Below are 13,166 nucleotides of genomic sequence, written 5' to 3' on the forward strand. Positions count from 1 at the left end.
ACGAGCAAAAAAATCCGTGCTGACCGCTTTTGGCGCGGTTCTAGCAAATACGGGGTAAAGGTTCCGCGTGCGGCAGATCCAGCGTGCGCTTCACGCCATAAAGCCCGGTCAGGCGCACCCCTTTGCGCTCAACCACTTCACCAATCATTGCCGCCTCTTTTCCTGACGGATGAGCCCGCAGCTGTTCAAGAACGGCTTCCGCGGCCGCGCGTTCAACGCCAATCACCAGTTTGCCTTCGTTTGCGAAGTTAAGCGGGTCCAGCCCCAGCAGTTCGCAAAGCCCGCGAACGGCGGGCTTAACGGGCAGGCTGCGCTCGGTGAGTTCAATCCCGTACCCGCAGCTTGCTGCAAATTCGTGGACCACGGCATTCACACCGCCTCGCGTGGCGTCCCGCAGGGCTTTGACGCCGGGTACGGCACGCAGCGTCTGAATCAGCGGGGTGAGCACCGCGCAGTCGCTGCGCAGTTCCCCGTCCAGCCCCAGGCCTTCGCGCAGGTTCAGGATGGTCGCCCCGTGGCAGCCCAGCGTTCCGGTCACGATCAGCACGTCGCCCATGCTAAGCTGCTGCGCGCCCCAGTGAATATCGGCGGGGATCGCCCCCATGCCGGCGGTGTTGATAAACAGCTTGTCGGCCGCGCCGCGCTGCACCACTTTGGTATCGCCGGTGACGATAGCTATCCCCGCCTCGCGCGCGGTCTGCGCCATGCTGTTAACCACTGCCGTGAGCGTCTCCATCGGCAAGCCCTCTTCGAGGATAAACCCGCAGGAGAGGTAGCGCGGAACGGCGCCGCTGACGGCCACGTCGTTGGCCGTGCCGCAGACGGCGAGCTTGCCGATATCGCCACCCGGGAAGAACAGCGGGTCAATGACGTAGCTGTCGGTGGAGAAGGCCAGCCTGTCGCCCTGGGCGGTGAGGGGGGCGAGGTCAATGCGCGCCTGGTCTTCCTGTTCGGCAAGCCAGGGGTTGTTAAAGGCCGACATAAATAGCCGGTTAATCAACTGCTGCATCGCCTGTCCGCCGCTGCCGTGCGCCATTTCAACCGTATTCATGCTTCACTCTCCTGGTTGCGATACTGATACCACGCGGCACACGCCCCTTCGGAGGAGACCATCAGCGCGCCAAACGCCGTTTGCGGGTTGCAGGTATTGCCAAATAACGGGCACTGATGCGGTTTGCATTTGCCGGTGAGCACCTCGCCGCAGCGGGCCCGGGGATCGTCGTAAACCTGCTGCGGCTGCGGGCGGAAATGCGCTTCGGCGTCGAATGTGCGATAGGCTGACGTCAGGCGCACGCCGGATTCGGCAATCAGCCCCAGACCACGCCATTCGCTGTCGCCCTCAACGCTAAACACGTCGGCTATCGCCTGCTGTGCCCGTTCATTTCCCGCATCCGGCACCACGCGCCGGTACTGGTTTTCCACTGCACTCAGGGCCGCTATTTTCTGCTCAACCAGCATGGTGACACCTTGCAGTAGATCAAGTGGTTCGAAACCAGCGACCACTAACGGACGATTGTACTGTTCAGCGATAAAACCGTAGGCGTCTGTGCCAATCACCATGCTGACATGCCCCGGTGCCAGAAAGGCGTCAATGCCGTTTCCCGGCTCTTCCAGCAGGCTGCGCAGGGTGGGGATAAGCGTAATGTGCTGGCAGAAGAAGAAAAAGTTATCGACGCCGCGCGCTTTCGCCTGCTGCAGCGTGATGGCGGTGGCGGGCATGGTGGTTTCAAACCCCAGGCCAAAGAACACCACCTTGCGCGCGGGATTATTCTCTGCCAGCGTCAGGGCATCCATCGGCGAATAGACGATCCGCACGTCCGCACCGCGCGCTTTTGCCTGCAGCAGCGAGCCGTTTTTCCCCGGCACGCGCATCGCGTCGCCAAAGGTGCAGAAAATGACGTCGGGCTGGCTGGCAATTTCAATACAGCTGTCGATGCGCCCCATCGGCAGCACGCAGACCGGGCAGCCGGGGCCGTGGATAAACTCGATGTTCTCCGGCAGCAGCTGGTCGAGGCCAAATTTGAAGATGGCGTGCGTGTGCCCGCCGCACACCTCCATGATCCGCAGCGGTCTTTCTGTCGTGTAGTCCAGCAGCGCTGCGCGCGTTTTCAGGTGGCCGATCAGCTGTAGCACCTGCTCCGGCGCGCGGTATTCATCAACGTAACGCATGATTACCGCTCCTCGCCGTATAGCAGCGCGCCCACGTCAGGCTCCACGTCAAACATGTTCTGCAACGCATCCAGCGTGTCGCGGGCTTCCGCTTCGTTAATTACGCTCATGGCGAACCCCACGTGCACCAGCACCCACTGGCCGAGACGCGATGCGCCCGTTTCATCTGTGTTGCCCACCAGCGTCAGGTCCACGTCGCGCAGGATGCCGCAGACCTCGACTTTGGCCTGATTACCGTCGATGGCGTAAATTTGCCCAGGTACGCCTATGCACATCGCTCGTTCTCCAGCCACTGTAGCCAACTGTCCATGCCGTCACCGCGCGTGGCGGAGACCAGCAGGATCTCAATCTCTGGATTCACTTCACGGGCATACGCCAGGCACTTATCCACGTCGAAATTCAGGTACGGCAGCAGGTCGACTTTGTTCAGCAGCATGATGGACGCGGCGGCAAACATATGCGGGTACTTCAGCGGTTTGTCTTCGCCTTCGGTCACCGAAAGCACCGCCACCTTGTGCCGTTCGCCCAGGTCGAAGCTCGCCGGGCAGACCAGGTTGCCGACGTTTTCAATAAACAGAATGCCATCATCCGCCAGCGGCAGACGCGGGGCGGCGTCGGCAATCATCTGTGCATCCAGGTGGCAGCCTTTGCCGGTATTAACCTGAATCGCCGGGGTGCCGGTTTCGCGAATACGCGCCGCGTCGTTAACGGTTTGCTGGTCGCCTTCAATCACCGCGCAGGAGACGCGCCCGTTCAGGCGTTTGAGCGTTTCCGTTAACAGCGTGGTTTTGCCGGAGCCGGGGCTGGAGACCAGATTCAGCACCAGCTGTTTGCGGGTGGCAAAGCGGACGCGGTTGCGGGCGGCTATCTGATTATTTTTGTCCAGCACGTTGATTTCCACCTCCAGCATCTGGCGCTGGCTGATGCCCGGTGCGTGGGTCCCCGCCTCCCCGTGGCCGTAGTGCAGATCGCCCGCATCGGAGCGCTGTGGAGCGAAGGTGATACCGGTCAGTGCCGCAGAAGGGCGTGGGGCAGGAGAAAAGGGCGCGGAGCGAAACGCGGAATGGGGGCGATGTTCATCCCCTTCTATATACAGGTTGCCTTCGGCGCAACCGCAGGTACTACACATACTTTACTCCTTCTCGATTTCGAGACGTTGGATCTGCATGCCGTCATCCGCCACGATGCGAAGACCGGTGCTCTGACACTGCGGACAGCGCTGAACCTTTGATGACAGCAGGGTGACGTACTGCTGGCACTGCTCGCACCAGCATTCCGCCTGCTGCTCTTCAATATGCAGTTCGCAGCCTTCCGCCAGCGTGCCGCGGCACACCAGTTCAAAACAGAAATTCAGGGCGCTGGTCTCGACGCAGGAAAACGCCCCGACCTTCAGCCAGACGCCGGTAACGCGTTTCGCGTGGTTTTGCACTGCCTGCTGCTCGATAAGTTCCAGAGCCCGCTGGCAGAGGGTGATTTCGTGCATGACGCCTCCTCAGTGAATTGCGCCATTGAATGCAATAACGGTGCCAGCTTGATTTTTGTTAAGGCGTGACGATGTCAACGCTGTCGAAATGACACGTCGACACCGCGGCGTTGACAGCGGTTTTGCAATTAAATCCATTAAAAATCATATTGATAAAAACTGGCATGGAATCTGCTTAACAGCCGCTATCTCCATTAAACGGATACCTTCTATGACTATTTGGGAAATCAGCGAAAAAGCGGATTACATCGCGCAGCGTCATCAGCAGCTGCAGGACCAGTGGCACCTTTACTGCAACTCGCTGGTTCAGGGCATTACCCTCTCGAAAGCGCGTCTTCACCACGCGATGAGCTGCGCGGCACAGGGGGATATGAGCTTTGTCCTGTTCGGCCATTTCACCATTAACGTGACCCTGGCGGATAACTTCAACAGCCACACCATTGAGTACCACCTCGAGACAAAAGACGGCGAAAAACAGTGTATTGCGAAGGCGCAGCTGATGGCCGACGGCATGGTGGACGGCCACGTCAGCAACCGCGATCGCCAGCAGGTGCTGGAGCACTATCTGGAAAAAATCGCGCCGGTCTATAACGGCCTGTACGCCGCCGTTGAACGCGATCTCCCGGTCAACCTGAAGCAGCTGATGGACGGAAATGCCTCAGCGAACGTGGCCTGACCCTTGCGTGTCGAGAAGTGTCGACAAGACAGTTTTTCGTCAAAAATGACTATCACCAGAGGATGACCCGGTGAACCGTTTTGTAATTGCCGACTCGACGGTCTGTATTGGCTGTCGAACCTGTGAGGCGGCGTGTTCGGAAACGCATCGCCTGCATGGGCTGCAGTCCATGCCGCGCCTGCACGTCATGCGTAATGAAAAAGAGTCTGCCCCGCAGCTCTGCCATCACTGCGAAGATGCTCCCTGCGCGGGTGTCTGCCCAGTGAATGCCATCACCCGTGTTGATGGCGCTGTCCAGCTGAACGAAAGCCTGTGCGTAAGCTGCAAGCTGTGCGGCATCGCCTGCCCGTTTGGCGCGATTGAATTTTCCGGCAGCCGTCCGCTGCACATTCCGGCGAACGCTAACTCGCCAAAAGCCCCGCCTGCGCCACCGGCTCCGGCACGCGTAAGCACGCTGCTGGACTGGGTGCCCGGCATCCGCGCCGTGGCGGTGAAGTGCGACCTGTGCAGCTTCGATGAGCAGGGTCCGGCCTGCGTGCGCACCTGCCCGACTAAGGCATTGATTCTGGTTAACATTCGCGACATCGCCCGTACCAGCAAGCGTAAACGCGAGCTGACCATCAACAGTGATTTTGGCGACCTTTCTCTGCTACAGGCGCTTAACGAGGGGGCGAAATGAACGCGGCAATGATGATTACCAGCGCGGTAGCCTGTTTTACTGCCGCCGCTGTTCTGGCGCTGATCTTCTCATTCCATAAAACCCTGAGCGGCGCGATCGCCGGGATTGGCGGGGCGGTAGCTAGCCTGATGACGCTGGCGGCAGGCGGCGTTGTCCTGCTCGGCGGCCAGTCCGCAGAAACCGTGATGCCGCTGATTCGGCACACCGTTGAGATCACGCCCCTGAACGCCATCTGGCTGGTGACGTTTGGTCTGTGCGGGCTGTTTATCAGCCTGTTCAATATCGACTGGCACCGCCACCCGCACGCTAAAGCCAACGGCCTGCTGGTCAATCTGCTGATGGCGACGGCGGTCTGTACCGTTATCGCCAGCAACCTCGGCGCGCTGGTGGTGATGGCGGAGATCATGGCGCTGTTCGGCGTGTTCCTGACGGGCTGCAGCGCCTCCGGCAAGCTGTGGTTTGCGCTGGGACGCCTGGGGGCGCTGCTGCTGGTGCTGGCCTGCTGGCTGGTGTGGCAACGCTTTGGCACGCTGGATTTCTCTGCGCTCAACGGGCATCCGCTGGGGAATGACGTCTGGCTGCTGGGCGTTATCGGCTTTGGCCTGCTCGCTGGCATCATCCCGCTGCACGGCTGGGTGCCGCAGGCGCATGCGAATGCCTCCGCGCCCGCCGCCGCGCTGTTTTCGGTGGTGGTGATGAAAGTGGGTCTGTTCGGAATTTTGGCGATTACGCTGACCGGCGGACAACCGCCGCTATGGTGGGGCGTTGTGCTGCTGATCGCCGGAATGATTACCGCGTTCGTCGGCGGCCTGTACGCGCTGATGGAGCACAATATCCAGCGTCTTCTGGCGTACCACACGCTTGAAAATATCGGCATCATCCTGCTCGGTATTGGCGCGGGCGTAACCGGGCTGGCGCTCAATCATCCGGCGCTAATCGCGGCCGGTTTTATCGGCGGTCTTTATCACCTCGTTAACCACAGCCTGTTTAAAAGCACCCTGTTCCTCGGCGCGGGAAGCCTCTGGTTCCGCACCGGCCATCGGGACATCGAAAAGCTGGGCGGGATTGGCAAAAAGATGCCGGTAATTTCACTGGCGATGCTGGTCGGGCTGATGGCGATGGCCGCGCTGCCGCCGCTGAACGGCTTTGCCGGGGAGTGGGTGATCTATCAGTCCTTCTTCGCGCTCGGTCAGAGCGATCTCTTTATCGCGCGTTTGCTCGGCCCGCTGCTGGCGGTCGGGCTGGCAATTACCGGGGCGCTGGCGGTGATGTGCATGGCGAAAGTCTACGGCGTGACCTTCCTCGGCGCGCCGCGCACCCGCGAAGCTGAAAACGCCTGCTGCGCACCGTTGTTGATGGGCGTGAGCGTGGTCGCGCTGGCGCTGTGCTGCATCGCGGGCGGCGTCGCCGCACCGTGGCTGTTGCCGCTGCTGGGCAACGCCATTCCGCTGCCGCTGACCGTGGCGAATACCACCGTCTCTCAGCCTATGATCGCGCTGCTGCTGATTGGCGCACCGCTGCTGCCGCTCGTCCTGATGCTGTTCTTCAAACGCGACAGGCTCACCTCCCGCGCGCGCGGTGCGGCGTGGGCCTGCGGCTACGAACATGAACAGTCGATGGTTATCACCGCCCACGGTTTCGCCATGCCGGTGAAGGAGAACTTCGCCGCCGTGCTGAAGCTGCGCCACTGGTTGAATCCGGTGGCCTGGGTACCCGGCTGGCAGAGCGCCGCCGCGCCCGCGCTGTTCCGCCGTCTGGCGGTCATCGAGCTGGCGGTGCTGGTGGTCATTGTGATTTCACGAGGAGCCTGACATGAGTCTGTTACTGGCAATTCTTCAGGCGCTGGTGCTGTTCGCCGTAGCGCCGCTGCTGTCGGGCATCACGCGCGTGGCGCGCGCCCGGATGCACAACCGTCGCGGGCCTGGGGTGCTTCAGGAGTACCGCGATATCTTCAAACTGCTTTCTCGTCAGAGCGTGGCGCCGGATGCCGCAGGCTGGGTCTTCCGCCTGACGCCGTTCGTGATGGTGGGCGTCATGCTGACCATCGCCACCGCGCTGCCGGTGGTGACGGTAGGATCGCCGCTGCCGGCGCTCGGGGATCTGATTACGCTTATCTACCTCTTTGCCATCGCCCGTTTCTTCTTTGCGATTGCGGGCCTCGACACCGGGAGCCCGTTTACCGGCATCGGTGCCAGCCGCGAGGCGATGCTCGGCGTGCTGGTTGAGCCGATCCTGCTGCTGGGGCTGTGGGTCGCCGCGCAGGTGGCGGGTTCCACCCACATCAGCTTTATCACCCACACCGTTTACCACTGGCCGGTGGCGTGCTCAATCCCGCTGGTGCTGGCGCTGTGCGCCTGCGCGTTCGCCACCTTCATTGAGATGGGCAAACTGCCGTTCGACCTGGCCGAAGCCGAGCAGGAGCTGCAGGAAGGGCCGCTTACCGAGTACAGCGGCTACGGCTTCGCGGTGCTGAAGTGGGGCATCAGCCTCAAACAGCTGGTGGTGCTGCAGATGTTTGTCGGCGTCTTCTTCCCGTGGGGGCAGATGACGCACTTCTCCGCGGGCGGTCTGCTGCTGGCCGTCGTGGTTGCCGTCCTCAAGCTGCTGGTTGGCGTGCTGGTGATTGCCCTGTTCGAAAACAGCATGGCGCGCCTGCGTTTTGTCGAAACGTCACGCATCACCTGGGCCGGTTTTGGTTTTGCATTTTTAGCGTTCGTCTCCTTGCTGGTGGCGTGATTAAAGAGAATTTTTATGTCTGAAGAAAAGAAAGGTCAGCAGTATCTCGCCGCGTTGCATCAGGCTTTCCCCGGCGTGGTGCTGGAGGAATCCTGGCAAACCAAAGACCAGGTAACCGTCACTATTAAGGTGAACTACCTGCCGGAAGTGGTGGAGTTTCTCTACTACCGGCAGGGCGGCTGGCTGTCGGTACTGTTCGGCAACGACGAGCGCCAGCTGTGCGGCAGCTATGCGGTGTACTATGTGATGTCGATGGAGCAGGGCGAGAAGTGCTGGCTCACCGTGCGCGTCGAAGTCGACCCGAATAAGCCGGAATATCCGTCCGTCACGCCGCGCGTGCCTGCCGCCGTCTGGGGCGAGCGCGAAGTGCGCGACATGTACGGCCTGGTGCCGGTCGGCCTGCCGGACGAGCGCCGCCTGGTGCTACCGGACGACTGGCCGGACGAGCTCTATCCGCTGCGCAAAGACAGCATGGACTACCGCCAGCGTCCGGCGCCGACCACCGACAGCGAAACCTACGAGTTTATCAACGAGCTGGGCAGCAAGAAGAATAACGTGGTGCCGATCGGCCCGCTGCACGTCACCTCTGACGAGCCGGGCCACTTCCGCCTGTTCGTCGACGGTGAAAACATTATCGACGCCGACTACCGCCTGTTCTACGTCCATCGCGGCATGGAAAAGCTGGCGGAAACCCGCATGGGCTACAACGAAGTGACCTTCCTCTCTGACCGCGTGTGCGGCATCTGCGGCTTTGCCCACAGCACCGCCTACACCACCTCGGTGGAGAACGGCATGGGGATCGTGGTGCCGGAGCGCGCGCAGATGATCCGCGCCATTCTGCTGGAGGTGGAGCGCCTGCACTCGCACCTGCTGAACCTCGGCCTGGCCTGCCACTTTGTCGGCTTTGATTCCGGGTTTATGCAGTTCTTCCGCGTGCGCGAAGCGTCGATGAAGATGGCGGAGATCCTCACCGGGGCGCGTAAAACCTACGGCCTGAACCTGATCGGCGGGATCCGCCGCGACCTGCTGAAGGACGACATGATCCAGACCCGCCAGCTGGCGCAGCAGATGCGCCGCGACGTGCAGGAGCTGGTGGACATGCTTCTCAGCACGCCAAACATCGAGCAGCGCACCGTCGGCATTGGCCGCCTTGACCCGGAGATCGCCCGCGACTTCAGCAACGTCGGCCCGATGGTGCGCGCCAGCGGCCACGCCCGCGATACCCGCGCCGATCACCCGTTCGTCGGCTACGGCCTGCTGCCGATGACCGTGCACAGCGAGCAGGGCTGTGACGTCATCTCGCGGCTCAAGGTGCGCATCAACGAGGTGTTCACCGCGCTGAATATGATCGACTTTGGTCTGGACAACCTGCCGGGCGGCCCGCTGATGGTGGAGGGCTTCACCTACATCCCGAACCGCTTTGCCCTCGGCTTTGCCGAAGCGCCGCGCGGGGACGATATCCACTGGAGCATGACCGGCGACAACCAGAAGCTCTACCGCTGGCGTTGCCGCGCGGCCACCTACGCCAACTGGCCAACCCTGCGCTACATGCTGCGCGGTAACACCGTGTCTGACGCGCCGCTGATCATCGGCAGCCTCGACCCGTGCTACTCCTGCACCGACCGCATGACCGTGGTCGATGTGCGCAAGAAGAAAAGCCAGGTGGTGCCGTACAAAGAGCTTGAGCGCTACAGCATCGAGCGTAAGAACTCGCCGCTGAAATAAGGACTCGCCATGTTTACCTTTATCAAAAAAGTGATCAAAACGGGCACGCAGACCAGCAGCTATCCGCTGGAGCCGATGCCGGTGGATAAAAACTTTCGCGGCAAGCCGGAGCACAATCCGCAGCAGTGCATCGGCTGCGCGGCCTGCGTCAACGCCTGCCCGTCGAATGCCTTAACGGTCGAGACGGATCTCAAAACCGGCGAGCTGGCCTGGCAGTTCAACCTCGGGCGCTGCATCTTCTGCGGCCGCTGCGAAGAGGTCTGCCCGACGGTCGCCATTCGTCTGTCGCAGGAGTACGAGCTGGCGGTATGGAAGAAAGAAGACTTCCTGCAGCAGTCGCGCTTTGACCTGTGCAACTGCCGCGTCTGCAAACGCCCGTTCGCCGTGCAGAAAGAGATCGACTACGCCATCGCGCTGCTGCAGCACAACGGCGACGCCCGCGCGGAGCATCACCGTGAAAGCTTTGAAACCTGCCCGGCGTGCAAGCGTCAGAAGTGCCTGCTGCCGTCCGACCGCATTGATATTACCCGCCATATGAGAGAGGCCAGCTGATGGAAAACCTACTGGGCCCGCGCGACGACAACGGCATTCCGGTGCCGATGACGGTGGACGAATCCATCGCCAGCATGAAGGCGTCGCTGCTGAAAAAAATCAAACGCTCGGCCTACGTCTACCGCGTGGACTGCGGCGGCTGCAACGGCTGCGAGATTGAGATCTTCGCCACCCTGTCGCCGCTGTTTGACGCCGAGCGCTTCGGCATCAAAGTGGTGCCGTCCCCGCGCCACGCGGACATCCTGCTGTTTACCGGGGCCGTCACCCGCGCCATGCGCTCGCCCGCGCTGCGCGCCTGGCAGTCCACCCCTGACCCGAAAATCTGCATCTCGTACGGCGCCTGCGGCAACAGCGGCGGCATCTTCCATGACCTCTACTGCGTCTGGGGCGGCACCGACAAAATCGTGCCGGTGGACGTCTACATTCCGGGCTGCCCGCCGACGCCTGCCGCAACGCTGTACGGCTTTGCCATGGCGCTTGGCCTGCTGGAGCAGAAAATCCACGCGCGCGAGCCGGGCGAGTTGGACAACCAGCCAGCGGCCATTCTGCACCCGGATATGGTGCAGCCGCTGCGGGTGAAGGTCGATCGCGCGGCGCGCAGGCTGGCGGGCTATCGCTACGGCCGTCAGATTGCCGACGACTATCTGCGCCTGCTGAGCCAGGGCGAGCATCAGGTCGCACGCTGGCTGGAGGCGGAAAACGATCCGCGCCTCAATGAGATTGTGGCGAACCTGAACAGTATCGTCGATGAGGCGCGTATCCGATGAGTGAAACGGTGGTGTTCAGCCAGCTGAGCCGTAAGTTTATTGATGAGAACGATGCCACGCCGGATGCGGCGCAGCAGGTGGTCTATTACAGCCTGGCGATTGGGCATCACCTCGGGGTGATCGACTGCCTGGAGGCGGCGCTGAGCTGTCCGTGGTCCGAGTATCTGGCGTGGATCGCCACGCTGGAGGAGGGCAGTACGGCGCGTCGCAAGATGGAAGGCGTGCCGAAGTACGGCGAGATCGTGATCGATGCCAACCACATTGCGATGCTCGCCAACGCCTTTGACGCGGCGCTCGGCGGGCAAACCCCCGAGCAGCAGGCGTGGAGCAAAACGCTGCTCGGCATGCTGCACGATATTCATCAGGAGAGCGCCATCTACCTGATGGTGAGGAGATTACGTGACTGACGTTTTACTGTGTGTCGGCAACAGCATGATGGGGGACGACGGCGCGGGTCCGCTGCTGGCGGAGATGTGCGCCGCGAACCCGCAGGGCAGCTGGGTGGTGATTGACGGCGGCAGCGCGCCGGAAAACGACGTGGTCGCCATTCGCGAACTGCGCCCGGACAGGCTGTTAATCGTCGATGCCACCGATATGGGACTCAACCCCGGCGAGATCCGCCTGATTGACCCGGACGACATCGCCGAGATGTTTATGATGACTACCCACAATATGCCGCTGAACTACCTGGTCGATCAGATTAAAGACGACGTGGGCGAGGTGCTCTTTTTGGGCATTCAGCCGGATATTGTCGGGTTTTATTACCCGATGACGCCGCCGGTGAAAGCGGCGGTGGAAGTGGTGTATTCACGGCTTGCGGAGTGGGGTGGGGACGGGGATTTCTCCCGGCTCTGAGCAGTGCCGGGTGGCGGCTTCGCCTTACCCGGCCTACCAAACCCATCTCCCTCTCCCTGTGGGAGAGGGCTGGGGTGAGGGCAACAGGCTACTCGAGATCCCCCCCGTTACTCGCAATCACCTTCTTATACCACCAGAACGATTTCTTGCGTTTGCGCTCCAGCGTGCCGTTCCCGGCGTCGTCGCGGTCGACATAGACAAACCCGTAGCGCTTGCTCATCTCCCCGGTTGAGGCAGAGACAAGGTCAATACAGCCCCAGGTGGTGTAGCCCATCAGCGGCACGCCGTCCTCAATCGCGTCGCCCATCGCGCGGATATGCTCGCGCAGATAGCTGATGCGGTAGTCGTCGTTAATCTCGCCGTTTTCATCAACGACATCTTTCGCTCCCAGGCCGTTTTCCACCAGGAACAGCGGCTTCTGGTAGCGGTCGTACATCATGTTCATGGTGATGCGCAGGCCGAGCGGGTCGATGCCCCAGCCCCATTCGCTCACCTGAATGTGCGGGTTGCGCAGAGATTTGACGATGTTCGCCGCATTGGTGTTGTTCGCGTTCATATCCGCCGAGGCGCAGCGCGAGGCGTAATAGCTGAACGAGACAAAGTCGACGGTGTTTTTCAGAAGTAGATCATCGCCCGGGTCTTTAACAATCACCACGCCTTTCTCGCGGAACACGCGGGCAGAATAGGCCGGATAGCTGCCGCGCGCCTGCACGTCGATAAAGAACAGGTTCTCGCGGTCTTTCTCCAGCGCCATCCACACGTCTTCCGGCTTGCAGGAGTACGGATAGAAGTTTCCGCCCGCCAGCATGCAGCCGACCTGGTTTTCCGGGTTCACCTCGTGAGCAATTTTAGTCGCCAGCGCGCTCGCCACCAGCTCGTGGTGCGCGGCCTGGTATTTCACCTGATCTTCATTTTCGCCTTTCTCAAACACCAGCCCCGCGCCGGAGAACGGGCTGTGCAGCATGATGTTGATTTCGTTGAAGGTCAGCCAGTATTTCACCAGCCCGTTAAATTCCTCAAAGCAGGTGCGGGCATAGCGGGCAAAGAAATCGACCATCTTACGGTTGCGCCACGAGCCGTACTCCGTCACCAGGTGCATCGGCACGTCGAAGTGGCAGAGCGTTACCAGCGGCTCGATGTTGTACTTTTTGCACTCTTCGAACACCGCGCGGTAGAAGGCAATACCCTCTTTGTTCGGCAGCGGTTCGTCGCCGTTCGGGTAGAGGCGGCTCCAGGCAATCGAGGTGCGGAACACCGTAAAGCCCATCTCCGCCATCAGGGCGATGTCCTCTTTATAGCGATGGTAAAAATCAATCGCCTCGTGGCTCGGGTAGAACTCGTCGTCATGCAGCGAGAAACGCTTTTCCTTACCGAGTTTCACCGCCAGGCGATTCGCGCCGTGGGGAATCATATCGACCGTCGTCAGCCCTTTGCCGCCCTCACGGTAAGCGCCTTCACTCTGGTTGGCGGCAAGCGCGCCGCCCCATAAAAATCCTTGTGGAAACACAGACATTCTTACCTCGC

The 13,166-nt window shown here is 61.2% G+C and carries 15 protein-coding genes; 9 read left to right on the forward strand and 6 right to left on the reverse strand.

Annotated elements, in window-relative coordinates; translation table 11 throughout:
- Positions 1–40: 40 nt before the first annotated feature.
- The 5 genes from hypE to hypA are packed head-to-tail and all read right to left on the reverse strand — an operon-like array spanning position 41 to position 3,652.
- A complete protein-coding gene (gene hypE / locus AC0TOY_RS18130) occupies positions 41–1,051 on the reverse strand; it encodes a hydrogenase expression/formation protein HypE (RefSeq protein WP_473722280.1) in 1,011 nt (336 codons plus the stop codon).
- On the reverse strand, positions 1,048–2,169 hold the full coding sequence (gene hypD / locus AC0TOY_RS18135; protein ID WP_473722281.1) for a hydrogenase formation protein HypD: 1,122 nt from the start codon (positions 2,167–2,169) through the stop codon (positions 1,048–1,050). The genes hypE and hypD overlap by 4 nt, the downstream gene beginning before the upstream one ends.
- Positions 2,170–2,171: 2 nt before the next feature.
- Positions 2,172–2,444 carry a HypC/HybG/HupF family hydrogenase formation chaperone gene (locus tag AC0TOY_RS18140; RefSeq protein ID WP_024909236.1) on the reverse strand — a complete coding sequence of 91 codons (273 nt, stop codon included), beginning with the start codon at positions 2,442–2,444 and terminating at the stop codon, positions 2,172–2,174.
- Positions 2,435–3,298, reverse strand: a complete 864-nt coding sequence (gene hypB / locus AC0TOY_RS18145) for a hydrogenase nickel incorporation protein HypB (protein ID WP_473722283.1) — start codon at positions 3,296–3,298, stop codon at positions 2,435–2,437. The genes AC0TOY_RS18140 and hypB overlap by 10 nt, the downstream gene beginning before the upstream one ends.
- A gap of 3 nt (positions 3,299–3,301) precedes the next feature.
- Entirely contained in the window at positions 3,302–3,652 is a 351-nt protein-coding gene (gene hypA, locus AC0TOY_RS18150; protein WP_029739533.1) for a hydrogenase maturation nickel metallochaperone HypA, read from the reverse strand.
- Between the two features lie 211 nt (positions 3,653–3,863).
- Between hypA and hycA the strand changes: the two genes are divergently transcribed.
- From hycA to hycI, 9 genes are all read left to right on the forward strand, one after another.
- Positions 3,864–4,328, forward strand: a complete 465-nt coding sequence (gene hycA, locus AC0TOY_RS18155) for a formate hydrogenlyase regulator HycA (protein ID WP_208763225.1) — start codon at positions 3,864–3,866, stop codon at positions 4,326–4,328.
- 70 nt (positions 4,329–4,398) lie between these two features.
- Entirely contained in the window at positions 4,399–5,007 is a 609-nt protein-coding gene (locus AC0TOY_RS18160; protein ID WP_023308971.1) for a 4Fe-4S dicluster domain-containing protein, read from the forward strand.
- Entirely contained in the window at positions 5,004–6,818 is a 1,815-nt protein-coding gene (hycC, locus tag AC0TOY_RS18165) for a formate hydrogenlyase subunit 3 (RefSeq protein ID WP_473722286.1), read from the forward strand. The genes AC0TOY_RS18160 and hycC overlap by 4 nt, the downstream gene beginning before the upstream one ends.
- A gap of 1 nt (position 6,819) precedes the next feature.
- The gene (locus tag AC0TOY_RS18170) at positions 6,820–7,743 is read left to right on the forward strand and encodes a respiratory chain complex I subunit 1 family protein (RefSeq protein WP_473722287.1); all 924 of its coding nucleotides are present in this window, start codon (positions 6,820–6,822) and stop codon (positions 7,741–7,743) included.
- Positions 7,744–7,758: 15 nt separating this feature from the next.
- The gene (gene hycE / locus AC0TOY_RS18175) at positions 7,759–9,468 is read left to right on the forward strand and encodes a formate hydrogenlyase subunit HycE (protein WP_148769288.1); all 1,710 of its coding nucleotides are present in this window, start codon (positions 7,759–7,761) and stop codon (positions 9,466–9,468) included.
- Between the two features lie 9 nt (positions 9,469–9,477).
- Complete coding sequence (locus AC0TOY_RS18180; protein ID WP_048993003.1) at positions 9,478–10,020, forward strand: formate hydrogenlyase complex iron-sulfur subunit; 543 nt, start codon at positions 9,478–9,480, stop codon at positions 10,018–10,020.
- Positions 10,020–10,787 (forward strand): NADH-quinone oxidoreductase subunit B family protein, encoded by a 768-nt coding sequence (locus AC0TOY_RS18185; protein WP_473722289.1) that lies wholly within the window; start codon positions 10,020–10,022, stop codon positions 10,785–10,787. Before AC0TOY_RS18180 ends, AC0TOY_RS18185 begins: the two co-directional genes overlap by 1 nt.
- Positions 10,784–11,194 (forward strand): formate hydrogenlyase maturation HycH family protein, encoded by a 411-nt coding sequence (locus tag AC0TOY_RS18190; protein WP_024909227.1) that lies wholly within the window; start codon positions 10,784–10,786, stop codon positions 11,192–11,194. Before AC0TOY_RS18185 ends, AC0TOY_RS18190 begins: the two co-directional genes overlap by 4 nt.
- Positions 11,187–11,642, forward strand: a complete 456-nt coding sequence (gene hycI, locus AC0TOY_RS18195; protein WP_024909226.1) for a hydrogenase maturation peptidase HycI — start codon at positions 11,187–11,189, stop codon at positions 11,640–11,642. Before AC0TOY_RS18190 ends, hycI begins: the two co-directional genes overlap by 8 nt.
- A gap of 88 nt (positions 11,643–11,730) precedes the next feature.
- Here the strand turns inward: hycI and AC0TOY_RS18200 are convergent, their stop codons facing one another.
- Positions 11,731–13,155: a 6-phospho-beta-glucosidase gene (locus tag AC0TOY_RS18200; RefSeq protein ID WP_148769291.1), complete on the reverse strand. Its 1,425-nt coding sequence runs from the start codon at positions 13,153–13,155 to the stop codon at positions 11,731–11,733.
- Positions 13,156–13,166: the final 11 nt, after the last annotated feature.

This window comes from Enterobacter sp. PL_is379 (genome assembly GCF_055817355.1).